Genomic DNA, 23709 nt, shown 5'->3' with positions numbered 1-23709 from the left:
ATTATCGCTCGTGGGGGCCGGTGCACGAAACGGGTGAACACGGTCCAGGGTTCGATGGTGGCACCCTGCGGCCGCACAGGTACAGCCGCCGGGCGCTGAGGCGACCCGGCGGCTGCTGTGGAAAGTCAGTCGGCGCGGGTCAGCTCGCTACTCGCGCGGCGAGCGCGTCGCCGATCTCGTCCGTCGTGCGGACGGCGTCGCCGCGCTCGGTGAGGTCGGCCGCGACGGCCTCCTCGACCCGGGCGGCCTCTGCCTCGAAGCCGAGGTGGCGGAGCAGGAGGGCGACGGAGAGGACGGTGGCCGTGGGGTCGGCCTTGCCCTGGCCCGCGATGTCCGGCGCGGAGCCGTGGACCGGCTCGAACATGGACGGGAACTCACCGCTCGGGTTGATGTTGCCCGAGGCGGCGACGCCGATGCCGCCGGAGACGGCCGCGGCGAGGTCGGTGATGATGTCGCCGAAGAGGTTGTCGGTGACGATCACGTCGAAGCGGGCCGGGTCGGTGACGAGGAAGATCGTCGCCGCGTCGACGTGCAGGTAGTCGGTGGTCACCTCGGGGAACTCCGCGGCCACCTTGGTGAAGATGTCCGTCCAGAGGTGGCCGGCGAAGGTCAGCACGTTGTTCTTGTGGACCAGCGTCAGCTTCTTGCGCGGGCGGGCCTGGGCGCGGGCGAAGGCGTCCCGGACCACGCGCTCGACACCGAACGCGGTGTTGACGGAGACCTCGGTGGCGACCTCGTGCGGGGTGCCCTTGCGGATGGTGCCGCCGTTGCCCGTGTACGGACCCTCGGTGCCCTCGCGGACCACGACGAAGTCGATCGCGGGCTGGCCGGCGAGCGGGGTGGCCACGCCGGGGAGCAGCTTCGACGGACGCAGGTTCACGTGGTGGTCGAAGGCGAAGCGGAGCTTCAGGAGGAAGCCGCGCTCCAGGACGCCGGACGGCACCGACGGGTCGCCGATGGCGCCGAGCAGGATGGCGTCGTGCTTCTTGAGGGAGTCGAGGTCGGCGTCGGTGAGGGTCTCACCGGTGGCGTGGTAGCGCTTGGCGCCGAAGTCGTACTCCTCCGTCTCCAGCTTCACGTCCTGGGGAAGGACGGCCGAGAGGATCTTGAGGCCCTGGGCCACGACCTCCTGGCCGATGCCGTCGCCGGGGATGACTGCGAGATTGATGCTGTGAGACATGTCGGCACCCTACTCGTCGTCCCATCGTCTGACACGTTCCGTCCGCCATGTGGACGAACGGACGAACGGACGCGGGCGCGTCGGAACGTGTCAGTGGCCGGTGGAGCCGCCGTTGTCACGGCGGTCGAGGGCGCGCTGGAGGGCTGCCGCGGCATTCTGGCGGGCCTCGTCGCTGGGACGGTTGGCGGAGTGGCGGACGCGGCGGGCGGTCTGAACGGCCATGAGGGATCGACTCCTTGAGATCAGTGGTGATCCGGGCGTGCGGAGATCAGTGGTGATCGAAGGTGCCGGAAGGGGCGGGGAGCGCCGCCGCAGGGGTTGCCTGCACAGGGGCGTCGCGCTCTCGGCCGCCATTCGCTGATGTAGCGAGACGTTCGGCTTCTACAAAGCTAGGGCAGGCCTCCTCATCTGTCTCCACAATTACTCGGACTTCCTACTATCTGAGACGGCGATCAGGCCGTCCGGTCCCTCGGTTCGTGGATCAGGGCCCGCACGGCGAGGGATCGCGCCAGCTCAGGGGTGGTGACATAGCCGACCGAGCGGGTCGGGCGCTCCGTACCGGGATCGGTGATCTCCACCGAGGGCGGCGCTCCGATCAGGGACAGTTCCGGCATCACGGCCATCCCGAAACCACTGCTCACCATCGAGAGCACCGCTCCGTCGTCCTTCGCCTCCACCGTCGCCGCCGGCAGCCGGCAGCCACCGCCACCGCCTGGTCCCCACATCCCTACCTAGGTTGCATTCCTACCTAGGTAGTGCTGTGATGTGCCCATGGCCGCAGACCGCAGATCCAGCTGGCTCAAGGGAGTCCTCGACCTCCTCGTCCTCTCCTGCCTGACCGACGGAGAGAGCTACGGGTACGAGATCGCCAAGGCGCTCGCCGAGGCGGGCCTCGGCGAGATCAAGGGCGGGACGCTCTATCCCGTACTGAACCGCCTGGAGCAGGCCGGCCTGGTCGAGGCCGAGTTCCGCGCCGCCGAGCGCGGACCCGGACGCCGCTACTACCGGCTCACCGACCCGGGCCGCATCCGGCTCGCGGACGAGGGCGCGGCCTGGACGGAGTTCCACCGGGCCGTACGGACGCAACTGCACGCAGGGGGAACCGCACCATGACCACCGACGCCTACTTCGCCGAACTGGCCGAGGCGCTGCGCCGCACGGGCGTGCCCGAGGAGCAGATCGCGCGGACGACCGACGAGCTGCGCGGGCACCTCGCGGAGACGGGCACCGCACCGGAGGACGAGTTCGGCCCCGCCGCCCGGTTCGCCGAGGGGCTCGGCGGCCTCGCCCCGGCCCCCGGGGAACCGGACGACTCGGCGGAGCACTGGACCTGGACCGCCGACCTCTTCAACGACCGCCGGATGCTCGCCGTCCACGGCGACCAGGGCTGGGAGGTCGAGTCCCTCGACGCGCTCGGCCGGTTCGTCTGCCGCCGCGCCCCCGGCATCGCACTCGCCTGGGAGTACCGCCGCGAGGTGATCAAGGGCGGACGCCGCACCCGGATCCTCGGCGAGCTGGAGCCCGAGGGCTGGGAGCTGTGCGGCGAGTGGCTGGTGTACGGCTACTTCAAGCGCCCCAAGGCCGCCACCGACGGCCCCGCCGGGGCGCGCCCCTCCGTCCCCGCCACCCCCGGCAAATGGCTGTTCCTCAGCCGCCGCGGCAAGGCCCTCCTCGGCGCCTGGTTCGTCCTGGTCTCCCTCGCCTACTTCGCCCTCGGCCTGCCCGGCTACGCGGTGCTCTTCATCGCCCTCGGCAGCGCGGTCACGGCCGCCCTCACCGCAAAGCTGGAAACGGACCGCGGCCGCGTGGGGGCCGCCCCCGAGAAGTGACCCTCGATATCGTTCTAACCCTTTAAATCGCATTGACAGGTTAGGCGCGGCCTGGTTGAGTCGACCCATAACCAGCGACTCGCGCTTAAGGGGTTAGAACGATGTCCGTGCTGCCGACCCACCACCGCACCGCCACCGTCCGGGGCCACGAGATCGCCTACCGCGAGGCGGGCCCGGTCGACGCCCCCGTACTCCTGCTGCTGCACGGCTTCCCGACCAGCTCGCACATGTTCCGGGACCTGATCCCGCTGCTCGCGGACAGGTACCGGCTGATCGCCCCCGACCACCTGGGGTTCGGCCGCAGCGCCGCCCCCTCCGCCGCCGAGTTCGACTACACCTTCGACGGACTCGCCTCGCTGACCGCCGAGTTCACCGAGACCATCGGCCTGGACAGGTACGCCCTCTACATCCAGGACTACGGCGCGCCGATCGGCCTGCGCCTCGCCCTCGCCCACCCGGAGCGCGTCACCGCGATCGTCAGCCAGAACGGCAACGCCTACGAGGAGGGCCTCGGCGCCGAGGCATGGGCGCCGGTCCTCGCCCTGATCGAGAACCGCACCCCCGAGACCGAGGAGCCGGTCCGCGCGATCCGCTCCCTCGACGGCATCAAGTGGCAGTACGAGACCGGCGTCCCGGAGGGCTACCGGGACCGGCTGAGCCCGGACGCCTGGCACCACGACGCCGCGCTGATGGCCCGCGAGGGCCAGGACGACATCCAGCTCGGCCTCATCGCGGACTACGGCGCCAACTTCGCCCTCTACCCGGCCTTCCAGGAGTACTTCCGCACCAGCGGCGTGCCGCTCCTCGCCGTCTGGGGCGAGGGCGACCAGGTCTTCGTCCCCGCGGGCGCCGAGGCCTTCCGCCGCGACCTCCCCGACGCCGAGGTCCACCTGCTCCCCACCGGCCACTTCGCCCTGGAGACCCACGCGCCGGCCGTCGCGGACCTGATCGCCGACTTCCTGGCCCGCCGGGTCGCGAAGGGGGAATGAGAACCGCCCGCCTTCGCCCTGTCTTCCGGCCCGGACCCCGTCAGCGGGTCCGGGCCGGCGGCGTCTGGTCGACGAGGACCGCCGTCGTGCGGTCGAGGAGCTCGCACAGGGCGGCGTGCTCTTCGGGGGCGAACGCGTCCGTGAGCGCCCGCTCCAGGACGATCACCTCCTCGTACGCGCGGCCCAGCACGGCCAGCCCCTCGTCGGTCGGCGTCACGATCTGCACCTTGGCGTGCACGGGCGACGGGTCGCGGCGGACGAGCCCCTTGCCCTCCATGGTGGCGACGACGCTGGCCATGCTCTGCTGGGTCACCCCGCAGGCGCGCGCCGCCTGGGCTGCGGACATCCCGCCCTCCCGCGAGAGGGTGAGCAGCACGGTGTACTGCGTCATGGTCAGCCCGTGGCCGCGCAGCACGGCCTCGTGGTGCGCCATCAGCGCCTGCTCCGCACGTCTGATCCGGCTGCAGAGGTACTCCTCGACGGGCATGTCCGCCATGCGCTCACTCCCTTGCTTCCGCGCCCGGCACCCGCGTTCACAGAATCCTGTGTTGACTCAGGTACCTGTCACACCTACCGTTCCCACTGACGGCAAGTCACAGGATACTGAGTCAGCACAGGAGGCTGCTTCCATGAGGGCGATCGTTCTCGACGGCGACGACCACTACCGGATCACCGAGCTCGACACCCCCGTGCCGGGACCCGGCGAGGTCGCGCTCCGCGTCGCCTACGCCGGCGTCCAGTGGGGCGACACGATGGTCAAGGACGGCCTCTTCCCGGTGCCGCGCCCCTTCGTCCCCGGCTTCGAGGCGTCCGGGCACATCGTCGCGGTCGGCCCGGGCGTCGACGCGAACCGCGTCGGCGAGGCCGTCACCGCGCTCGCCGCGGGCGGCGCCCACGCCGAGGTGGTCGTCGTACCCGCCGTCCTCGCGCTCGCCGTCGGCGAGCTGCCGCTGCGGACGGCGGCGGCGTTCGGCTGGTCCACGCCGACCGCCTACGACCTCGTCCACACCGTCGCCCGCGTGCGCGCGGGCGAGCGGGTCCTGATCCACGGCGCGGCCGGAGCCGTCGGCGGCCAGGCCGCGCAGTTCGCCCGGCTGGCCGGCGCCGGAAGGATCGTCGGCGTGGCCGGGAGCGCCGACCGGGCCGCCTACGCGGCACGGTCCGGCTTCGACGAGGTCCTGCTGCGCGAGGACCTCCCGGCCGGGCTCGGCGACGAACGGTTCGACGTCGTCCTCGACCCGGTCGGCGGTCCGACCCGGCAGGCCGGACTGAGCGCGCTCGCACCGCACGGCCGCCTCGTCGCGTACGGCGCACTCGGCGGCCACGCGCCCGTCCTCGCCGACACCGACGCGCTGCTCGGGGACGGCCGGTCGCTGATGACCTACAACAGCGCCCTACTGAGCCGGACGCACCCCGAACGCCTCGCCGACTCCGCCCGCCGGGCGCTCGGCCTGCTGGTCGAGGGGCTCGTCTCCGTGGACGTCACCGCCGAGTACGACCCGTCCGAGCTCGGCCTCGCGGTGCGGCGGCTGCGGGAGGGCGCCACGCGTGGCAAGAGCCTGCTCCGCGTCGCCGGGAGGTTCGACACCCCGTCCGGCGCCGCCGGCGCATGAGAACCGCCCCCGTCCTCAATTGGGGGTAGAGGAGGGGGGCGGTGATCAGGGGCCGCTCACGCGGCGGGTGGGCGTCAGCCCATGTGCGGGTAGCCGTACTCGGTCGGCGGGACCAGCGTCTCCTTGATGGCGCGGGTCAGCGTCCAGCGCATCAGGTTCTGCGGGGCGCCGGCCTTGTCGTTCGTACCCGAGGCACGGCCGCCGCCGAAGGGCTGCTGGCCGACGACGGCGCCGGTCGACTTGTCGTTGATGTAGAAGTTGCCCGCGGCGAAGCGGAGCTTCTCCATCGTGTACGCGGCGGCGGCGCGGTCGCCGGAGATGACCGAGCCGGTGAGGGCGTAGTCCGAGACCGACTCCATCTGGGTCAGCATCTCGTCGTACGCGTCGTCCTCGTAGACGTGGATCGCGAGGATCGGGCCGAAGTACTCGGCCTTGAAGACCTCGTTCTCCGGGTCGGTGCAGGCGATGACGGTCGGGCGGACGAAGTAGCCCACCGAGTCGTCGTAGGTGCCGCCGGCGACGATCGTGCAGGTCGGGTCGGCCGCGGCGCGGTCGATCGCGGCCTTGTTCTTGGCGAACGAACGCTCGTCGATGACGGCGCCGATGAAGTTCGACAGGTCGGTGACGTCACCCATGGTGATGCCGTCGACCTCGGCCGCGAACTCCTCCTTGAAGCCGTCGTTCCAGATGGACGCCGGGATGTACGCGCGGGAGGACGCGGAGCACTTCTGGCCCTGGAACTCGAAGGAGCCGCGGGTCAGCGCGGTCTTCAGGATGGCGCGGTCGGCGCTCGGGTGGGCGACGACGAAGTCCTTGCCGCCGGTCTCGCCGACGATCCGCGGGTACGAGCGGTACTTCTCGATGTTGGTGCCGACCGTCTTCCACAGGTGCTGGAAGGTCTTGGTCGAGCCGGTGAAGTGGATGCCGGCCAGGTCGGGGTGGTTCAGCGCCACCTCGGAGACGGCGATGCCGTCGCCGGTCACCAGGTTGATGACGCCCTTCGGCAGGCCGGCCTCCTCCAGGAGCTCCATGAGGAGCACCGCGGAGTGCGTCTGCGTCGGGGACGGCTTCCAGACCACCACGTTGCCCATGAGGGCGGGGGCGGTGGGCAGGTTGCCCGCGATGGCCGTGAAGTTGAACGGCGTGATCGCGTAGACGAAGCCCTCCAGCGGGCGGTGGTCCAGACGGTTCCACACGCCCGGGGAGTTCGCCGGCGGCTGCTCGGCCAGGATCTGGCGGGCGTACGCCACGTTGAAGCGCCAGAAGTCGACGAGCTCGCACGGGGTGTCGATCTCGGCCTGCTGGGCGGTCTTCGACTGGCCGAGCATGGTGGACGCGGCCAGCGTCTCGCGCCACGGGCCGGCCAGCAGCTCGGCGGCGCGCAGGATGATCGCGGCACGGTCGTCGAAGGCCATCGCGCGCCACGCCGGGGCGGCGGCCAGGGCCGCGTCGACGGCGTCCTGGGCGTCCTGCGTGGTGGCGCCGCGGAAGGTGCCGATGACGGCCTTGTGGTTGTGCGGCTGGACGACCTTGAACTCCTCGCCGCCGCCGAGGCGCTTCACGCCGCCGATGGTCATCGGCAGCTCGCGCGGGTTCTCGGCCAGCTCCTTGAGCTTGACCTCGAGGCGGGCGCGCTCCGGGGAACCGGGGGCGTAGCTGTGCACCGGCTCGTTGACCGGAGCGGGGACCTGGGTGACAGCGTCCATGAGTCGCGTAACTCCTTGTGAGAGGTGGGCTCAGCCCTTGGTGAGGATGGAGCGGACGAAGAAGAGGAGGTTGGCCGGCTTCTCCGCCAGGCGGCGCATGAAGTATCCGTACCAGTCGGTGCCGTACGCGGTGTAGACACGCATGCGGTGGCCCTCGGCGGCGAGGCGGTTCTGCTCCTCGCTGCGGATGCCGTACAGCATCTGGAACTCGTACTCGTCCAGCTTGCGCCCGGCGCGGCGGGCCAGCTCCTGGCCGATGGAGATCAGGCGCGGGTCGTGCGAGCCGATCATCGGGTAGCCCTCGCCGTCCATCAGGATCTTCATGATCCGGACGTACGCCTTGTCGATCTCGGGCTTGTCCTGGATGGCGACGGAGGCGGGCTCCTTGTAGGCGCCCTTCACGATCCGGACGCGGGAGCCGTTCGCGGCGAGGCGGCGGGCGTCGTCCTCGGTGCGGAAGAGGTACGCCTGGATGACGCAGCCGGTCTGCGGGAAGGACTTCCGCAGCTCGTCGTGGATGGCGAACATCGAGTCGAGGGTGGTGTGGTCCTCGGCGTCCAGGGTGACCGTGGTGCCGATCTCGGCGGCGGCCTCGACGACCGGGCGGACGTTCGCGAGGGCCAGCTCGTGGCCGTTCTCGAGCGACTGGCCGAACATCGACAGCTTGACGGACATCTCGGCGTGGGAGCCGAGGCCCAGCTCCTTGAGGCGGCCGATCAGCTCCAGGTAGGCGTCGCGGGCGGCGTACGACTGCTCGACGGTGGTGATGTCCTCACCGACGACGTCGAGGGTGACCTCCAGGCCGCGGGCGCTCAGCTCGGAGACGATCGGGACGACGTCGTCGACCGTCTCACCGGCGATGAAGCGGGCGACGACCTGCTTGGTCCCGGGGGCGGCCGACACGAGACGGCGCATCTTGTCGCTGCGCGACGCGGCGAGGATCACGGGACCCAGCACGGGGCACCTCCAGAAGGCATGAGTAGAACGGGGCCATACCCGGAGCAAGGGAACGAAACGGGAACAGCACGGAGAACCACCGTGAAACCTATGGATCGCTCCGATCCTCTGCCATCGACAGCTGTCACGCATCCGTGCGCGGCATCTCATACACATGTCTGAAGGGGTGCGAGAATGGCGCTGTGAAGGGCGATTACCAAGAACTGGTCGACGAGATCTCCGCGCTGCTCGGCGCCCCCGCCACGCTGGAGAACCGCGACTTCGGACTGATCGCCTTCGGGGCGCACGACAGCGACGACGACGCGGCGATGGACCCCGTCCGGACGCGGTCGATCCTGACCCGGAAGTCCACGCCGGCGGTCCGTGCCTGGTTCGAGGGCTTCGGCATCACCCGGGCCACCGGCCCGGTCCGCATCCCGGCCGCCCCGGACGCGGGGGTGTTCCGGGACCGGATCTGCCTTCCCGTACGCCATCGGGGCGTGGTCCTCGGATACGTGTGGCTGCTCGACGCGGAGCCCGGCCCCCCGCCCGAGCGGCTGACCGCCGCGATGGACGTCGCCGCCCGCATCGGCGACCTCCTCGCCGACGAGGAGCGTGCGGGCGCCGACCTCTCCCGCGAGTTCGTCGCGGTCCTGACCGCCGGGCGCGGCTGGCAGAGCGACATGGCCGTCGCGGCCCTCCGGGCGGCCCTCGGCCCCAGCGCGGACGGCCTGCACACCGTCGTCTGCGTGACCCCCTGGCACGGCGAGGCCCCCTCGATCCGCTCGGTCCCCGGCGCGGCGGCGGTCGCCACCCTGCCCGAGGGCGAGTCCCTCGCCGTCCTCGTACGGCTGCGCACGGCCGAGGACCTCTCCCCCGCCCACACGGCCGCCGACCGGCTGCGCGGCGCCGCGCCGGCCGGCATCGCGACCCCCCGCCGGGGCCTCACCGACCTCCCGGCGGCCTGGCGCGAAGCCAACCCGGCGGCCCGGGCCGCCACGGCGCAGCCGACGCTCGGACCGGTCGCCGAGTGGGCCGGGATCGGCCCGTACCGCCTGCTCGCGGCGCTCTACCACCCCGAGATCGACCCCGCCGTCGCCCCGCTCCTCGCCCCCGCCCACACCGAACTGGCCCGCACCGCCGAGGTCTTCCTCGACAACGCCGGCCAGGCGGGCCGCACGGCGGCCGCCCTCGGCATCCACCGCCAGACCCTCTACTACCGGCTGTCCCGCGTCGAACAGCTCACCGGCCTGGACCTCGACGACGGCGAGGACCGCCTCCTGCTCCACATGTCGCTGAAGTCGGCCCGGCTGTAAGCCTCCGGGTTGACGGCGCCTCAGGGCCGCGTCCGGGTCGTCCCCGATGTCCCGGCGCCGCCGGAGGCCCTACCGTCGTGAGTGGCGTGAGTGTCGGACGGCGAACGGGCGAGGGGCGTCATGAAGGCATGGGTGCAGGACCGGTACGGATCGGCGGACGTACTGGAGTTCACCGAGGTCGAGCGGCCGGTGCCGGGCGAGCGGGAGGTGCTCGTCCGCGTCCACGCCGCCGCCGTGAACGCGGCGGACTGGCACCTGATGCGGGGCGACCCCTATGTGGCCCGGCTCGCCCTCGGCCTGCGAAGACCGAAGGAGCGGATCCGGGGCAGGGACTTCGCGGGCCGCGTCGAGGCCGTGGGCGCCGGGGTGACCGGCCTGCGCCCCGGGGACGAGGTCTTCGGGGAGACCCCCGGGACGTTCGCCGAATACGTGTGCGCCTCCGAGGAGGTGACGGAGCGCAAGCCGGCCGGCCTGACCTTCGAGCAGGCGGCGGCGATACCGCTGGCGGGCAACACCGCCCTGATGGGGCTGCGGGATCTGGGGAAGGTGCGACCGGGCGCGAAGGTGCTGGTCAACGGGGCTTCGGGAGGCGTCGGGACCTTCGCCGTCCAGCTCGCGAAGGCCTTCGGCGCCGAGGTGACGGGGGTGTGCAGCACCCGGAACGCGGCGCTGGTCCTCGGACTCGGCGCGGACCGCGTCGTCGACTACACCCGCGAGGACTTCACCACCGGCCGGGACCGCTACGACCTGGTGTTCGACCTGGTGGGCAACCGGTCGCTGTCCGAGCTCCGGCGGGTCCTCTCCCCCGCGGGCGTGCTCGTCCTGTCCGGCGGCGGGGTCTTCGAGGGGGGCAGCGTTTTCGGGCCGATGGGGCTGATCCTCAAGGGCCAGTTGCTCTCCTTGTTCTCCGGCCGCCGGCTCCGCGTCCTCACGGCGGAGCCGCGCCGGGAGAACCTGGCGGCGCTGCGGGAACTCGCCGAGAGCGGCGGCATCGCCCCGGTGGTCGAGCGGACCTATCCGCTGGACCAGGCGGCGCGCGCCCTGCGGTACGTCGAGGAGGAGCACGCCCGCGCGAAGGTCGTCCTCAGCTGTCCTCCCCCATCAGGACCTTGAGGCCCGCGGTGAGGTCGTCCGCGGTCGGCGCCGTCTCCGGGTCGACCATCCACTGGATCATGACGCCGGTGGCGAGTGCCTGACAGAGCAGTCCCGCGACCCGGGCCTTCTCGGGGTCGGCCTCGGGGTCGATGCCCAGGAAGCCCTCGGCCATCCCGAGTCGGCCCTCGCGCTGCGGCTCCTTGATGGCGTCGCGGAGCTTCTCGTCGTCGTCGAGCCGGGTGACGATCTCGGTCTGGAGCTTCCAGACCGGCCTGCTCGCCTCGGCCGCGCCGATGACCTGCTCCCAGACGGCGTGGAAGCGGCGGTACGGGTCGGCCGGCAGCTCCCGCTTCTGCTCGCCGGAGCCGGCGGGGCCGACCTGCTCTCCCCACTCCTCGGTGAGGGCGAGGAAGGCCTGCTGGAGCAGGGCGTCCTTGGAGCCGTAGTGGTAGCCGATGGAGGCCAGGTTGGTGCCGGACGCGGCGACGATGTCGCGCGCCGTGGTGCGTCCGTACCCCTTCTCCAGGAGGCAGCGCTTGGCACCTTCGAGCAGGTCTTCCTTGTGTCCCATGACAGCACTGTACCCGGCCGATAGACAATCGTGTAAGACGAGCGTCTATCGACCGGGTACGAGTCCGCGTACGGGCCGCGTCAGATCAGGTTGACCGAGCGGGCCGAGGCGGCGCCGATCTCCTGGGCGATCTCCGCGAGCACCGCCGCCGGCAGCGTGTCGTCCACGGTGAGCACGACGAGCGCCTCGCCGCCCTCCTCCGCGCGGGAGACCTGCATGCCCGCGATGTTCAGACCGGCCTCGCCGAGGATCCGGCCGACCGTGCCGACGACGCCCGGGCGGTCCTCGTAGCGCAGCACGACCATGTGGTCGGCGAGCGCCAGGTCCACGTCGTAGTCGCCGACCGCGACGATCTTCTGGAGGTGCTTGGGGCCGGCCAGCGTGCCGGAGACCGACACCTCCTCGCCGCTCGACAGCGTGCCGCGGACGGTGACCACGTTGCGGTGGTCGGGCGACTCGGAGCTCGTCGTCAGGCGCACCTCGACACCGCGCTCCTGCGCGAACAGCGGGGCGTTGACGTAGGACACGGTCTCGTCGACCACGTCCTCGAACACGCCCTTGAGCGCGGAGAGTTCGAGCACCTTCACGTCGTGCTGGGTGATCTCGCCGTACACCTCGACGTCGAGACGGGCCGCGACCTCGCCCGCCAGGGCGGTGAAGATCCGACCGAGCTTCTCGGCGAGCGGCAGACCCGGCTTCACGTCCTCGGCGATGACGCCGCCCTGGACGTTGACCGCGTCCGGGACCAGCTCGCCGGCGAGCGCCAGGCGCACCGAACGGGCGACCGCGATGCCGGCCTTCTCCTGGGCCTCGTCCGTGGAGGCGCCGAGGTGCGGGGTGCAGACGACCTGGTCGAGCTCGAACAGCGGGGAGTCCGTGCAGGGCTCCTTCGCGTACACGTCGAGGCCCGCGCCGGCGACCCGGCCCTCCTTGAGGGCGGTGTAGAGCGCCGCCTCGTCCACGATCCCGCCGCGCGCGGCGTTGACGATCCGGACGGAGGGCTTGACCTTGTGCAGCGCCTCGTCGCCGATGAGACCGATGGTCTCCGGGGTCTTCGGCAGGTGGACGGTGATGAAGTCCGCGACCTCCAGGAGCTCGTCCAGGGCCAGCAGCTTCACCCCCATCTGGGCGGCGCGGGCGGGCTGCACGTAAGGGTCGTACGCGACGATCTTCATGCCGAAGGCGGACATGCGCTGGGCGACCAGGACGCCGATGCGGCCGAGGCCGACGACGCCGAGGGTCTTCTCGCTCAGCTCGACGCCCGTGTACTTGTTGCGCTTCCACTCGCCGTTCTTCAGCGCGGTGTTGGCCTGCGGGATGTTGCGCGCGGTGGCGACCAGCAGACCGCACGCGAGCTCGGCGGCGGTGACGATGTTCGAGGTCGGGGCGTTGACGACCATGACGCCGGCCTTGGTGGCGGCGGAGACGTCGACGTTGTCCAGACCGACACCGGCACGGGCGACGACCCGGAGCTTGTTCGCGGCGGCGAGGGCCTCCGCGTCGACCTTGGTCGCGGAGCGGACCAGGATCGCGTCCACATCGGCGATGGCGGGGATCAGCTCGGCGCGGTCGGCGCCGTTGCAGTGCCGGATCTCGAAGTCCGGGCCCAGCGCGTCGACGGTGGCGGGCGACAGCTCTTCAGCGATGAGTACGACAGGTTTCGAGCTCACGTGAGTCCTCACAGGTCCAGTGCGGACGGCCGTCCCGACGGCCGCAGGCGGTGGAGGGGGCTTGCCGCGTGAAAGCGCACGACGCTGTGGGCCTGACGCGTATGTTGTTGAGCAGTGTAGTGCTGTGCCGGCGCACTTCATGCGCCTCGTTGGAAGGATCACCCGTCCGTGGTTGGACGGGGTGTCCAACGATGTGGGGAGGGGCCGGACACAGTGTCCGGCCCCTCCCCGAAGGCTTACGCCTCCTCGTCGTTCACCCAGCTCATGAGCTTCCGCAGCTCCTTGCCGGTGGTCTCCAGGAGGTGGTTCTCGTCCTGGGTCTTGTACTCGTTGTACTTCTTCAGACCGCCGTGGTACTCGGCCATCCACTCCTTGGCGAAGGTGCCGTCCTGGATCTCCGCGAGGACCTTCTTCATCTCGGCCTTGGTGGCGTCGGTGATGATCCGCGGGCCGGTGACGTAGTCGCCCCACTCGGCGGTCTCGGAGACCGACCAGCGCATCTTCTCCAGGCCGCCCTCGTACATGAGGTCGACGATGAGCTTCAGCTCGTGGAGGCACTCGAAGTAGGCGATCTCCGGCTGGTAGCCGGCCTCGGTCAGGGTCTCGAAGCCCGCCTTGACCAGAGCCGCGGTGCCACCGCAGAGGACGGCCTGCTCACCGAACAGGTCGGTCTCGGTCTCCTCCTTGAAGGTCGTCTTGATGACGCCCGCGCGGGTGCCGCCGATGCCCTTGGCGTACGAGAGCGCCAGCGCGAAGGCGTTGCCGGTCGCGTCCTGCTCGACGGCGGCGATGCACGGAACGCCGCGGCCCTCCTCGTACTGGCGGCGGACCAGGTGACCCGGGCCCTTCGGGGCGACCAGGGCGACGTCGACGCCCTCGGGGACCTCGATGAAGCCGTAGCGGACGTTGAGGCCGTGACCGAAGAAGAGCGCGTCGCCCGCCTTCAGGTTGTCCTTGATGGACTCCTCGTAGACCTTGGCCTGGATCGGGTCCGGGGTCAGGATCATGATGAGGTCGGCCTCGGCCGCGGCCTCGGCGACGGACACGACGCGCAGGCCCTGCTCCTCGGCCTTGGCCTTGGACTTCGAACCCTCCTGGAGACCGACGCGGACGTCGACACCGGAGTCACGGAGCGACAGCGCGTGGGCGTGCCCCTGGCTGCCGTAGCCGATCACCGCGACCTTGCGGCCCTGGATGATGGACAGGTCTGCGTCGGCGTCGTAGAACAGCTCGGCCACTGGGAATCTCCTTGAGGTGCTGGTGTTGCGTCCCACCGTACGGCGGGGAGCGGGAGGAAGGTTTTCGGGTCTCGTCAGTCGGACCGCCGAGTGGACCGGCGGTCGGCCTCCGATGACTCTCAGGCGCTGCGGTCGAGGGCCCGCAGGGACCGGTCCGTGATGGACCGGGAACCACGCCCTATGGCGATCGTGCCCGACTGCACGAGCTCCTTGACGCCGAACTGCTCCAGCATCTTGAGCATGGCGTCGAGCTTGTCACTCGAACCGGTGGCCTCGATGGTGACCGCCTCGGGCGAGACGTCCACGGTCTTGGCGCGGAACAGCTGCACGATCTCGACGATCTGGGAGCGGGTCTCGTTGTCGGCGCGGACCTTCACCAGGACGAGCTCGCGCTGGATCGCAGCGCTGGGCTCGAGTTCGACGATCTTCAGGACGTTGACCAGCTTGTTGAGCTGCTTGGTCACCTGCTCCAGGGGCAGGTCCTCGACATTGACCACGATGGTGATGCGGGAGATGTCGGGGTGCTCGGTGATGCCGACGGCGAGGGAGTCGATGTTGAAGCCGCGGCGGGAGAACAGCGCGGCGATCCGGGCGAGGATGCCGGGCGTGTTCTCGACGAGAACGGAGAGCGTGTGCTTGGTGGACATGTCTGGGTCTCTTCCTTTTCGCTCTGCTCGCTCAGTCGTCTTCGCCGTCGCCGAAGTCGGGGCGGACGCCCCGCGCGGCCATGACCTCGTCGTTCGAGGTGCCGGCGGCGACCATCGGCCAGACCTGGGCGTCCTCGTGGACGATGAAGTCGATCACGACCGGGCGGTCGTTGATGGCATTGGCCTCGGCGATGACCTTGTCCAGGTCGGCCGGGTCCTCGCAGCGCAGGGCGACACAGCCCATGGCCTCGGAGAGCTTGACGAAGTCGGGGACGCGGGTGCCCTTGTTCGCCTGGACGTCGTCCGGGCCGGAGTGCAGGACCGTGTTGGAGTAGCGCTGGTTGTAGAACAGGGTCTGCCACTGGCGGACCATCCCGAGGGCGCCGTTGTTGATGATGGCGACCTTGATCGGGATGTTGTTCAGGGCGCAGGTGGTGAGCTCCTGATTGGTCATCTGGAAGCAGCCGTCGCCGTCGACGGCCCAGACCGTGCGGTCCGGCATGCCGGCCTTGGCGCCCATCGCGGCGGGGACCGCGTACCCCATCGTCCCGGCGCCGCCGGAGTTCAGCCAGGTGGCCGGCTTCTCGTAGTCGATGAAGTGGGCGGCCCACATCTGGTGCTGGCCGACGCCCGCGGCGAAGATCGTGCCCTCGGGGGCGAGCTGGCCGATGCGCTGGATGACCTGCTGCGGCGAGAGGCTGCCGTCCTCCGGCAGGTCGTAGCCGAGCGGGTAGGTCTCGCGCCAGCGGCTCAGGTCGCTCCACCAGGCGGTGTAGTCGCCCTTGTTGCCCTCGCTGTGCTCGGCCTGGACGGCCTGGACCAGGTCGGCGATGACCTCGCGGGCGTCACCGACGATCGGGACGTCGGCGGCGCGGTTCTTGCCGATCTCGGCCGGGTCGATGTCCGCGTGGACGATCTTGGCGTACGGGGCGAAGCTGTCGAGCTTGCCGGTGACGCGGTCGTCGAAGCGGGCGCCGAGGGCGACGATCAGGTCGGCCTTCTGCAGCGCGGTGACGGCGGTGACCGCACCGTGCATGCCCGGCATGCCCACGTGCAGCGGGTGGCTGTCGGGGAAGGCGCCGAGGGCCATCAGGGTGGTGGTGACCGGGGCGCCGGTGAGCTCGGCGAGGATCTTCAGCTCGGCGGTGGCGCCGGCCTTGATGACGCCGCCGCCGACGTACAGGACGGGCCGCTTGGCGGCGGAGATCAGCTTGGCGGCCTCGCGGATCTGCTTGGCGTGCGGCTTGGTCACCGGGCGGTAGCCGGGCAGGTCGGTCTGCGGCGGCCAGCTGAAGGTGGTCTTCGCCTGGAGCGCGTCCTTGGCGATGTCGACCAGGACCGGGCCCGGGCGGCCGGTGGCGGCGATGTGGAAGGCCTCGGCGATCGTCCGCGGGATGTCCTCGGCCTTGGTGACCAGGAAGTTGTGCTTGGTGATCGGCATCGTGATGCCGCAGATGTCCGCCTCCTGGAAGGCGTCCGTGCCGATCGCCTTCGAGGCGACCTGGCCGGTGATCGCGACGAGCGGGACCGAGTCCATGTGCGCGTCGGCGATCGGGGTGACCAGGTTCGTCGCGCCGGGACCCGAGGTCGCCATGCAGACGCCGACCTTGCCGGTCGCCTGGGCGTAGCCGGTGGCCGCGTGGCCCGCGCCCTGCTCGTGCCGGACCAGGATGTGGCGCACTCGCTGCGAGTCCATCATCGGGTCGTAGGCCGGGAGGATCGCGCCGCCCGGGATGCCGAAGACGGTGTCGGCGCCCACTTCCTCGAGAGAACGGATGAGGGACTGCGCACCCGTGACGTGCTCGACGGCGGTGGCGGACTGCGCGCCGCCACGCGGCCGCGGCTGCGGATGGTGCCCGGTGGCCTGGTCGGTCATCAGCATCTCTTCTCGAAGCAGAGGGTTTTTGCGAGGTGTTTTGCGGGGGTTTGCAACGACTTAGGAATGGGTCGATGCAACAAAAAACCCCTCGTGCCGTGAGGCAAGCGAGGGGAGCGCGTCGGGTGCGTTCTAAGCCGGGCCTGTCGATGGCCCTGCTTCAGCCGACGCGCTTTCCAAGTACGAGAATTCGGGTGCGCATGGCACTGACCCTCCCTCTCGGCCCTCACCACTGTCAAGTGGGTGGGACGGGCGTCTCAGTATTTGAGCGGATCGGGCGACGGCTTCCGGCCGGAACGGGCACCCCGCCGGGCAGCGGGTACTCGTCCCGGACCAGCGCCCTGCGCAGCCGGTACTCGTCGAGCGGGCCCGAGAAGGCCATGCCCTGGGCATGACCGCACCCCATCGCCCGCAGGGCGATGACCTGCTCCGGCACGTCGACCCCGTCGGCGACGGTCTGCATGCCGAGCTCGCCGGCGATCCGCAGCACACCACGCGTGATCTTGCGGAGCCGGGCCGACTCGACCACACCCTCGACGAGGCCCCGGTCCAGCTTCAGTATGTCGACCGGAAGCCTCCGCAGGGCGTTGATCGCCATATGTCCGCTGCCGAATCCGTCGAGCGCGATCCGCACCCCGAGGCGGCGCAGGGTGACGAGCCGCTGTTCGAGTTCGTCGAGCGAGGTCCTGGCGTCGCTGTCGGCCAGTTCGATGACCAGCGAGCCGGACGGCAGCCCGTGCCGGGTGAGCAGGGACTCGATCGAGCCCGTCGGCAGCGAGCGGTCCAGGAGGCGGCGGGCGGACAGGCGGATGGCGACCGGGGTGCGGTGGCCTATTCCCGCCCGCTCGGCGGCCTGCTCCACGGCCTCTTCGAGGAGCCAGCGGCCGAGCTCGGCGGTGCGCTCGCCGTCGTCCGTGACCCGGAGGTACTCCGCGGGGGTGAAGAGGATGCCCTGGGTGGACCGCCAGCGCGCCTGGGCGCTCACGGCGGTGATCCGGCCGGTGGAGAGGTCGACGACCGGCTGGTGGAGCAGGGCGAACTCGCCGTCGTCGAGTGCGGTGCGCAGCCGGGCGGCCAGCTCCGTGCGGCGCACCACCTCGGCCTGCATCTGCGGCTTGTAGAGCTCGACGCGGTCCTTGCCGGCGGCCTTGGCCCGGTACATGGCGAGGTCGGCGTTGCGCAGCAGGTTGCCGGCCTCGATGCCGGGCTCGGCGAAGGCGACGCCGATGGAGGCGGCGACCCGCACCTCGTTGCCGCCGTCGACGCGGTACGGCTGGGAGAGCGTGAGCCGCAGGCGGTCGGCGATCTCCTGGACCTGGTTCTCGCGGGCCGCCTGCTCGCGTCCGCCGTCGCCGAGGATGAGGGCGGCGAACTCGTCGCCGCCGAGCCGGGCGGCGGTGTCCCCGGCCCGTACGGAGTCGTGGAGGCGACGGGCGGCCTGGACGAGGAGGTCGTCGCCGGCCTGGTGGCCGAGCCGGTCGTTCACCGCCTTGAAGCCGTCGAGGTCGATGAAGAGCACGGCGGTGCCGGGGTCCGAGGAGCGGCGGCCGCTGAGCGCCTGCCGGACGCGCCGGGTGAACAGGGCCCGGTTGGGCAGGTCGGTGAGCGGGTCGTGCTCGGCGTTGTGCTGCAACTGGGCCTGGAGGCGTACGCGTTCGGTCACGTCCCGGCTGTTGAAGATCAGGCCGCCCTGGTGCCGGTTGACCGTCGACTCCACGTTGAGCCAGTCGCCGCGGCCGGAGCGGAAGCGGCACTCGATCCGGGTGGTGGGCTCCTCGGCGGGCGAGACGGCGAGGAAGCGCCGGACCTCGTGGACGACGGCGCCGAGGTCCTCGGGGTGGATGAGGGAGGCCAGCTCGGAGCCGATCAGCTCCTCGGCCTCGCGCCCGTAGACCCCGGTCGCGGCCGGGCTCACGTAGCGCAGCACCCCGGTCGGCGCGGCGATCATGATGACGTCGCTCGACCCCTGCACGAGTGACCTGAAGTGGTTCTCCTTCTGGGCCAGTTCGTGGGTGAGGGCGATGTTGTCGAGGAGCATGATGCCCTGCCGCACGACGAGGGCGAGCACCACCGTGCAGCCGGTGAGGACGACGACCCGGTCGACCCTGCGCCCCTCGACGACGTTGTACAGGATGCCGAGGGTGCAGACCGCGGCGGCGAGGTACGGGGTGAGGGCGGCGAGCGACCCGGCGACCGGGCGGCTGTGGAGCAGCGGACCGCGGGCGGCGACCGCGGTGTCCGGCGGCCGGCGCACCCCCCAGGGCGCGTAGGCGAGGAGCAGGGAGCCGGCGAACCAGCCGGCGTCGAGCAGCTGGCCCGAGGCGTAGTTCTCGCGGAGCAGCGGCGAGGTGAACAGGGCGTCGCACAGCACGGTCAGGGCGAGCGCGGCGATGGCGGTGTTGGTCGCCGACCGGTTCGCCTGCGAGCGCCGGAAGTGCAGGACCAGGACCATGCTGACGAGCACGATGTCGAGCAGCGGGTACGCGAGCGACAGCGCGGCCTGGGCGACGGACTCGCCCTCGAAGTGGGCCGTACGGGCGAGGGCCAGGCTCCAGGACAGCGTGAGCAGCGAGCCCCCGATGAGCCAGGCGTCGAGCCCCAGGCAGACCCAGCCGGCCCGGGTGACGGGCTTCTTGGCGAGGACGAGGAGGCCGACGATGGCGGGCGGTGCGAAGAGCAGGAAGAAGAGGTCGGCGACGGAGGAGTCCGGCACCTCTGCGCGGAGCACCACCTCGTACCAGCCCCAGACCGCGTTGCCCGAGGCGGCCATGAACGAGGAGAAGGCGAAGAGCAGCCAGGCGGGGCGGGCGCTGCCGCGGTGGACGCGGCCGTAGAGGAAGCAGGAGACCGCCGCGGTGAGCGCGGCGGCGCTGAGCCCGAAGTCGCCCATGAAGAGCGCGAGCCGCGGGGAGCCCCAGCCGAGCGAGGCTCCGGTCGTGTAGCCCGCGCAGATCAGCCCCAGGGCGATCTGGGCGAGGATCGCGCCGACGCCGGGCCGCCCGGGGTCCGGATGCCCGGGGCCGCCGCCACCGCCGCCGACGGGGCGGCGCGTGATGACCGCCCCGGGCGCGCTCACCGGGCCCTCCGGCGCCGCGCCACCGCACCCGACCGGTTCGTGCGGGCGCGCGGACGGCTCGCCGGAACCCCCGGGCGCGTGCCCGTGGCAGTCGCCGGGGCCCGCGTCCGGGAGCGCGGCGGCATGACTCTCACCGCCACTCCGCCCGGCTCCCGCGCCCGGTCCGGCGCCGGACGCGTGCGGCGCGGTGTCGGATCCGTGCGATCCGGTGCCGGACGCGCGTGTCCCGGAGTCGGCCCCGTGCGTTCTCCTGTCGGACCCGTGCGCTCCGGTTTCGGGCGCGCGTGGTCCGGTGCCGGACGCGCGCGGTCCGATGTCGGACGGTCCGGCGGTGCGGGGCTCGCGGTGTTGCGCGGCCTGGTCCGGTACCGATCGTGCGAGGCCGGCGGCGAGGCGTGGAAGGCTTGCCGACGGCGGCGTCGCCGCGTCGGATCGTCGGTCTTTCGGCCGTGCTTCACCCGCTGCCCCCCTCGGAATCTGATGACCCGTCACTTCGCTCCCCAGCGTCAGCCCGTAATCGACGCAGTCCCCCGCATCGGGACGATACACCAGGACCGTCACTCAGGGACAGGGTCGCAGTACTCTCAGTGACGATCAGGAGGCTTGCGCGCGGCGCGTGTCGGGGGCGCGCTTCACCCGTCCGGCCCCCTGGGGGCCGGGGCGGGACGCCACCGCTCAGCCGGTGGTGAGCAGGACGTTGACCAGCTCCTCACCGGCCGCGAAGCGCCGCAGCTGTCCGGCGATCAGCCGCTTCGCGCGCGGCATGAAGGCCGAGGTCGAACCTCCCACGTGGGGGCTGATCAGGACACCGGGAGCGTGCCACAACGGGTGCCCGGCCGGCAGCGGTTCCGGGTCGGTGACATCCAGTGCCGCCGTGATCCTGCCGCTCTCGACCTCCTTGAGCAGCGCCGCCGTGTCGACGACCGGTCCGCGGGCGACGTTCACCAGGAGCGCGCCGTCCTTCATGCGCGCCAGGAAGCCGGCGTCGGCGAGGTGCCTGGTGGCGGGGGTGAGGGGCGTGGAGAGGACGACCACGTCCGCCTCCGGAAGGAGCGCGGGGAGCTCGGTGAGCGCCTGGACCGGGCCACGCTCCGTGGTGCGCGCGGAGCGTGCGACGCGCGCCACCCGCGCGCACTCGAAGGGTGCGAGCCGGTCCTCGATGGCGGCGCCGATCGACCCGTACCCCACGATCAGGACGGACTTGTCGGCGAGGGCGGGGTAGAAGCCCGCCCGCCACTCCTCGGCGTCCTGGCCGCGCACGAACCCGGGGATGCCGCGCAGCGAGGCCAGGATCAGCGCGAGCGTGAGCTCGGCCGTGCTGGCCTCGTGGACGCCCTTCGCGTTGCACAGGGCGACGCCCGGCGGCAGCAGGCCGATGCCGGGCGTGACGTGGTCGATGCCCGCGGACAGGGTCTGCACGGCCCGGAGCGAGGTCATCGCGGCCAGCGGCCGGACCGCGATCTCCTGCCCCTTCATGTACGGCACCACGTAGAAGGCGCAGCGCGCCGGATCGGCGGGGAACTCGAGCCCGCCGTCCCAGAAGCGGTAGTTCAGGCCCGCCGCGCCGGGAGCGGGGAGTCCCTCGATCTCTTCCGCCGGAACCGGAAGCCACACGTCGGCGGCCGTGTCTTCGAATCTCATGACCGGGAGGCTATGCGAAGAATCCCGCGCGCCATTGGTTACTTTGGGGGACGGCACAGGGAGGGGTACCGGCAGGTGGAGCGCAGGACTATCGGGGCGACGGCGCTCGACGTGGGTGCGATCGGCCTGGGGTGCATGCCGATGAGCTGGGCCTACAGCCGTTCGCAGCAGCGGGGGGACCTCTCATCACGGGCCGTGCACGCGGCACTTGACTCCGGGGTGACCCTGCTCGACACCGCCGACATGTACGGACCGTTCACCAACGAGCTCATGTTGGGGCGGGTGTTGAAGGAGCGGCGGGCGGAGGCCTTCGTCTCGACGAAGTGCGGACTGCTCGTCGGCGACGGGCACGTCGTCGCCAACGGCAGGCCGGGGTACGTGCGTCGGGCCTGCGACGCCTCGCTGCGGCGGCTCCAGACCGATGTGATCGACCTCTACCAGCTGCACCGCGCCGACCCCGAGGTGCCGGTCGAGGAGACCTGGGGCGCCATGGCCGAGCTGGTGTCGGCGGGCAAGGTGCGGGCGCTCGGGCTGTGCGCGGTCGACGCCCGGTCGGCCCGCCGCGGCGCGGGCCGCGCGGTCCGCGACCGGTTCGAGGGAACGATCCGCCAACTGGAGCGGATCCAGCAGGTCTTCCCGGTGGCGGCGGTGGAGGCCGAGCTGTCGGTGTGGTCGCCGGAGGCGCTGGCGCGCCTGCTGCCGTGGTGCGATGCGCGGGGTGTCGGCTTCCTGGCGGCGATGCCCCTGGGGAACGGGTTCCTGACCGGGACCCTCACCCCCGGCGGCGGCTTCGAGCCGGACGATCCGCGCGCCCGGCACCCCCGCTTCACGGCGGAGATGATGGCCGCGAACCAGCCGCTGGTGGCGGGGCTGCGGCGGGTGGCCGCGCGGCACGGGGCGGACGTCACCCCGGCGCAGGTGGCGCTGGCGTGGGTGCTCGGCCGCGGCGCGCACGTCGTGCCGGTGCCGGGGGCGAAGCGGGAGCGGTGGGTGGTGGAGAACGCGCGGGCGGCCGGGCTGCGGCTGACGGCGGAGGACCTGGCGGAGATCGCCGCGCTTCCGGCCCCGCGGGGCTCCTGGGACTGAACCGGGCGGTGCGCGGCGGGGACCGGGAACCCGATCGGGTCGAGCGGTGTATCAAGAGTGAAGGGATGCCGCTCGACTCGTCGAAGGGGACCGGACCATGAGCCGTCCTGCTGTTGTGAAGGCCCTGTGGGGCGCCGCCGTGCTGGTCCTCGTGGCCGGCTGCTCCTCGGGAGGTACGGAGGAGCGGCCCGGTGCGGCTCCGCCGACGTCCGCCTCGGCACCGGCCTCCCCGCCCGTCTCGCCCTCGGGGTCGGGGGCCGCGCCCGCCGGCGGGCGGGTGTCGGTGGCGGGCACCCTCACCGACGGGCTCAAGTCGCCCTGGGGGCTCGCCGAGCTGCCGGGCGGGGACCTGCTGGTGTCCTCGCGGGACGAGCGGACGATCACCCGGGTGGACGGGCGGACCGGCGCGAAGACCGTGCTCGGCGAGGTGCCGGGGGTCGTGCCGGGCGGGGAGGGCGGGCTCCTCGGCCTCGCGGTCCGGGACGGCTGGGTGTACGCGTACCTGACGGCCGCCTCGGACAACCGCATCGTGCGCATGCGGTACGGCGGCGGGGCCGGCGACGGGCTCGGGGCGCCGCAGCCGGTGCTGACCGGCATCCCTAAGGGGTTCGTGCACAACGGCGGGCGGATCGCGTTCGGACCGGACGGCATGCTGTACGCGGGGACGGGCGAGACGGGCCGGACGGGGCTCGCCCAGGACCGCTCCTCGCTGGGCGGGAAGATCCTGCGCATGACCCCGGAGGGCAGACCGGCGCCGGGCAATCCCTTCCCCGGGTCGGTGGTCTACTCGTACGGCCACCGCAATGTGCAGGGGATCGCCTGGGACGCGGAGGGACGGCTCTGGGCGGCCGAGTTCGGGCAGAACACCTGGGACGAGCTGAACCTGATCGAGCCCGGGCGGAACTACGGCTGGCCGGAGGCCGAGGGGCGGGCCGGGCGGGCGGGGTTCGTGGACCCGGTGGCGCAGTGGCCGACCTCGGAGGCCTCCCCCAGCGGGATCGCGTACGCGCGGGGCGCGATCTGGATGGCCGCGCTCAGGGGCGAGCGACTGTGGCGCGTGCCGCTCTCCGGAGCGGAACGTTCGGGGGACCCGGAGGCGTTCCTGTCGGGTGAGTACGGGCGTCTGCGCACCGTGGTGGCGGCGGGCGGCGACCGGCTCTGGCTGGTGACGAGCGAGACCGACACCCGGGGCACGCCCGAGCCCGGGGACGACAGGATCCTCCGGCTGGAGGTGAGGTGA

The 23709-nt window shown here is 71.7% G+C and carries 20 protein-coding genes and 1 pseudogene; 8 read left to right on the top strand and 13 right to left on the bottom strand.

Annotated features, from left to right (window positions below; all coding sequences use genetic code 11):
- Window positions 1–139: 139 nt before the first annotated feature.
- The 3 genes and pseudogenes from ACFCY7_RS09640 to ACFCY7_RS09630 form a co-directional block, all read right to left on the bottom strand.
- Window positions 140–1180, bottom strand: a complete 1041-nt coding sequence (locus ACFCY7_RS09640; RefSeq protein WP_376482922.1) for a 3-isopropylmalate dehydrogenase — start codon at window positions 1178–1180, stop codon at window positions 140–142.
- 90 nt (window positions 1181–1270) lie between these two features.
- Window positions 1271–1402 (bottom strand): hypothetical protein, encoded by a 132-nt coding sequence (locus ACFCY7_RS09635; protein ID WP_376482920.1) that lies wholly within the window; start codon window positions 1400–1402, stop codon window positions 1271–1273.
- A gap of 198 nt (window positions 1403–1600) precedes the next feature.
- Window positions 1601–1872 (bottom strand): annotated as a pseudogene (locus tag ACFCY7_RS09630) (LysR family transcriptional regulator); the annotation flags it as partial.
- Between the two features lie 79 nt (window positions 1873–1951).
- Here ACFCY7_RS09630 and ACFCY7_RS09625 point away from each other — a divergent pair.
- The 3 genes from ACFCY7_RS09625 to ACFCY7_RS09615 all read left to right on the top strand — a co-directional run bounded on the left by ACFCY7_RS09625 (window position 1952) and on the right by ACFCY7_RS09615 (window position 3998).
- Window positions 1952–2293, top strand: coding sequence for a PadR family transcriptional regulator (locus ACFCY7_RS09625; RefSeq protein WP_376482919.1), 342 nt, complete (start codon window positions 1952–1954; stop codon window positions 2291–2293).
- Window positions 2290–3009 (top strand): hypothetical protein, encoded by a 720-nt coding sequence (locus ACFCY7_RS09620; protein WP_376482917.1) that lies wholly within the window; start codon window positions 2290–2292, stop codon window positions 3007–3009. Before ACFCY7_RS09625 ends, ACFCY7_RS09620 begins: the two co-directional genes overlap by 4 nt.
- A gap of 101 nt (window positions 3010–3110) precedes the next feature.
- A complete protein-coding gene (locus ACFCY7_RS09615) occupies window positions 3111–3998 on the top strand; it encodes an alpha/beta fold hydrolase (protein ID WP_376482915.1) in 888 nt (295 codons plus the stop codon).
- A 40-nt stretch (window positions 3999–4038) separates the two neighbouring features.
- Here the strand turns inward: ACFCY7_RS09615 and ACFCY7_RS09610 are convergent, their stop codons facing one another.
- A complete protein-coding gene (locus tag ACFCY7_RS09610) occupies window positions 4039–4494 on the bottom strand; it encodes a MarR family winged helix-turn-helix transcriptional regulator (protein ID WP_376482914.1) in 456 nt (151 codons plus the stop codon).
- A gap of 133 nt (window positions 4495–4627) precedes the next feature.
- On the opposite strand from ACFCY7_RS09610, the gene ACFCY7_RS09605 reads away from it, so the two are divergent.
- Window positions 4628–5611, top strand: coding sequence for a zinc-binding alcohol dehydrogenase family protein (locus tag ACFCY7_RS09605; protein ID WP_376482912.1), 984 nt, complete (start codon window positions 4628–4630; stop codon window positions 5609–5611).
- A gap of 74 nt (window positions 5612–5685) precedes the next feature.
- On the opposite strand, the gene pruA is transcribed toward ACFCY7_RS09605, so the two are convergent.
- Both pruA and ACFCY7_RS09595 read right to left on the bottom strand, forming a co-directional pair.
- Window positions 5686–7317, bottom strand: a complete 1632-nt coding sequence (gene pruA, locus ACFCY7_RS09600; RefSeq protein ID WP_376482910.1) for an L-glutamate gamma-semialdehyde dehydrogenase — start codon at window positions 7315–7317, stop codon at window positions 5686–5688.
- 30 nt (window positions 7318–7347) lie between these two features.
- The gene (locus ACFCY7_RS09595) at window positions 7348–8274 is read right to left on the bottom strand and encodes a proline dehydrogenase family protein (RefSeq protein WP_376482908.1); all 927 of its coding nucleotides are present in this window, start codon (window positions 8272–8274) and stop codon (window positions 7348–7350) included.
- A 182-nt stretch (window positions 8275–8456) separates the two neighbouring features.
- On the opposite strand from ACFCY7_RS09595, the gene ACFCY7_RS09590 reads away from it, so the two are divergent.
- Both ACFCY7_RS09590 and ACFCY7_RS09585 read left to right on the top strand, forming a co-directional pair.
- On the top strand, window positions 8457–9569 hold the full coding sequence (locus ACFCY7_RS09590; RefSeq protein ID WP_376482906.1) for a PucR family transcriptional regulator: 1113 nt from the start codon (window positions 8457–8459) through the stop codon (window positions 9567–9569).
- A gap of 120 nt (window positions 9570–9689) precedes the next feature.
- Complete coding sequence (locus tag ACFCY7_RS09585) at window positions 9690–10682, top strand: NAD(P)-dependent alcohol dehydrogenase (RefSeq protein WP_376482904.1); 993 nt, start codon at window positions 9690–9692, stop codon at window positions 10680–10682.
- On the opposite strand, the gene ACFCY7_RS09580 is transcribed toward ACFCY7_RS09585, so the two are convergent.
- The 7 genes from ACFCY7_RS09580 to ACFCY7_RS09550 all read right to left on the bottom strand — a co-directional run bounded on the left by ACFCY7_RS09580 (window position 10654) and on the right by ACFCY7_RS09550 (window position 21383).
- Window positions 10654–11235, bottom strand: coding sequence for a TetR/AcrR family transcriptional regulator (locus ACFCY7_RS09580; protein WP_376482903.1), 582 nt, complete (start codon window positions 11233–11235; stop codon window positions 10654–10656). The two genes, ACFCY7_RS09585 and ACFCY7_RS09580, sit on opposite strands and share 29 nt — an antisense overlap.
- Before the next feature lie 80 nt (window positions 11236–11315).
- Window positions 11316–12905 carry a phosphoglycerate dehydrogenase gene (serA, locus tag ACFCY7_RS09575; protein ID WP_376482901.1) on the bottom strand — a complete coding sequence of 530 codons (1590 nt, stop codon included), beginning with the start codon at window positions 12903–12905 and terminating at the stop codon, window positions 11316–11318.
- A 236-nt stretch (window positions 12906–13141) separates the two neighbouring features.
- A complete protein-coding gene (ilvC, locus tag ACFCY7_RS09570; protein WP_017236010.1) occupies window positions 13142–14143 on the bottom strand; it encodes a ketol-acid reductoisomerase in 1002 nt (333 codons plus the stop codon).
- 119 nt (window positions 14144–14262) lie between these two features.
- Window positions 14263–14790, bottom strand: coding sequence for an acetolactate synthase small subunit (gene ilvN / locus ACFCY7_RS09565; protein WP_030216183.1), 528 nt, complete (start codon window positions 14788–14790; stop codon window positions 14263–14265).
- 31 nt (window positions 14791–14821) lie between these two features.
- Window positions 14822–16672: an acetolactate synthase large subunit gene (locus ACFCY7_RS09560; RefSeq protein WP_376482898.1), complete on the bottom strand. Its 1851-nt coding sequence runs from the start codon at window positions 16670–16672 to the stop codon at window positions 14822–14824.
- Window positions 16673–16901: 229 nt separating this feature from the next.
- On the bottom strand, window positions 16902–19742 hold the full coding sequence (locus ACFCY7_RS09555) for a putative bifunctional diguanylate cyclase/phosphodiesterase (RefSeq protein ID WP_376482896.1): 2841 nt from the start codon (window positions 19740–19742) through the stop codon (window positions 16902–16904).
- Between the two features lie 675 nt (window positions 19743–20417).
- Window positions 20418–21383: a 2-hydroxyacid dehydrogenase gene (locus tag ACFCY7_RS09550; RefSeq protein ID WP_376482894.1), complete on the bottom strand. Its 966-nt coding sequence runs from the start codon at window positions 21381–21383 to the stop codon at window positions 20418–20420.
- Window positions 21384–21458: 75 nt separating this feature from the next.
- Between ACFCY7_RS09550 and ACFCY7_RS09545 the strand changes: the two genes are divergently transcribed.
- Complete coding sequence (locus ACFCY7_RS09545; RefSeq protein WP_376482892.1) at window positions 21459–22469, top strand: aldo/keto reductase; 1011 nt, start codon at window positions 21459–21461, stop codon at window positions 22467–22469.
- A gap of 97 nt (window positions 22470–22566) precedes the next feature.
- Window positions 22567–23709 (top strand): PQQ-dependent sugar dehydrogenase, encoded by a 1143-nt coding sequence (locus ACFCY7_RS09540; protein WP_376482891.1) that lies wholly within the window; start codon window positions 22567–22569, stop codon window positions 23707–23709.

It is taken from the genome of Streptomyces sp. NPDC056361, assembly GCF_042262805.1.
In the GTDB taxonomy this organism is placed as follows: Bacteria; Actinomycetota; Actinomycetes; order Streptomycetales; family Streptomycetaceae; genus Streptomyces.
The sequence above is the reverse complement of the archived record's forward strand: the minus strand, read 5'-3'. Positions and strand labels throughout refer to the sequence as shown.

What these genes read in the sequence shown, in the direction of transcription:
- ACFCY7_RS09540 (WP_376482891.1), top strand. Translation starts at nt 22,567, where the DNA reads ATGAGCCGTCCTGCTGTTGTGAAGGCCCTGTGGGGCGCCGCCGTGCTG.
- ACFCY7_RS09615 (WP_376482915.1), top strand. Translation starts at nt 3,111, where the DNA reads ATGTCCGTGCTGCCGACCCACCACCGCACCGCCACCGTCCGGGGCCAC.
- ACFCY7_RS09640 (WP_376482922.1), bottom strand. Translation starts at nt 1,180, where the DNA reads ATGTCTCACAGCATCAATCTCGCAGTCATCCCCGGCGACGGCATCGGC.
- ACFCY7_RS09585 (WP_376482904.1), top strand. Translation starts at nt 9,690, where the DNA reads ATGAAGGCATGGGTGCAGGACCGGTACGGATCGGCGGACGTACTGGAG.
- ACFCY7_RS09580 (WP_376482903.1), bottom strand. Translation starts at nt 11,235, where the DNA reads ATGGGACACAAGGAAGACCTGCTCGAAGGTGCCAAGCGCTGCCTCCTG.
- ACFCY7_RS09560 (WP_376482898.1), bottom strand. Translation starts at nt 16,672, where the DNA reads ATGCTGATGACCGACCAGGCCACCGGGCACCATCCGCAGCCGCGGCCG.
- ACFCY7_RS09610 (WP_376482914.1), bottom strand. Translation starts at nt 4,494, where the DNA reads ATGGCGGACATGCCCGTCGAGGAGTACCTCTGCAGCCGGATCAGACGT.
- ACFCY7_RS09605 (WP_376482912.1), top strand. Translation starts at nt 4,628, where the DNA reads ATGAGGGCGATCGTTCTCGACGGCGACGACCACTACCGGATCACCGAG.
- ACFCY7_RS09625 (WP_376482919.1), top strand. Translation starts at nt 1,952, where the DNA reads ATGGCCGCAGACCGCAGATCCAGCTGGCTCAAGGGAGTCCTCGACCTC.
- ACFCY7_RS09635 (WP_376482920.1), bottom strand. Translation starts at nt 1,402, where the DNA reads ATGGCCGTTCAGACCGCCCGCCGCGTCCGCCACTCCGCCAACCGTCCC.
- ilvN (WP_030216183.1), bottom strand. Translation starts at nt 14,790, where the DNA reads ATGTCCACCAAGCACACGCTCTCCGTTCTCGTCGAGAACACGCCCGGC.
- ACFCY7_RS09550 (WP_376482894.1), bottom strand. Translation starts at nt 21,383, where the DNA reads ATGAGATTCGAAGACACGGCCGCCGACGTGTGGCTTCCGGTTCCGGCG.
- ACFCY7_RS09620 (WP_376482917.1), top strand. Translation starts at nt 2,290, where the DNA reads ATGACCACCGACGCCTACTTCGCCGAACTGGCCGAGGCGCTGCGCCGC.
- pruA (WP_376482910.1), bottom strand. Translation starts at nt 7,317, where the DNA reads ATGGACGCTGTCACCCAGGTCCCCGCTCCGGTCAACGAGCCGGTGCAC.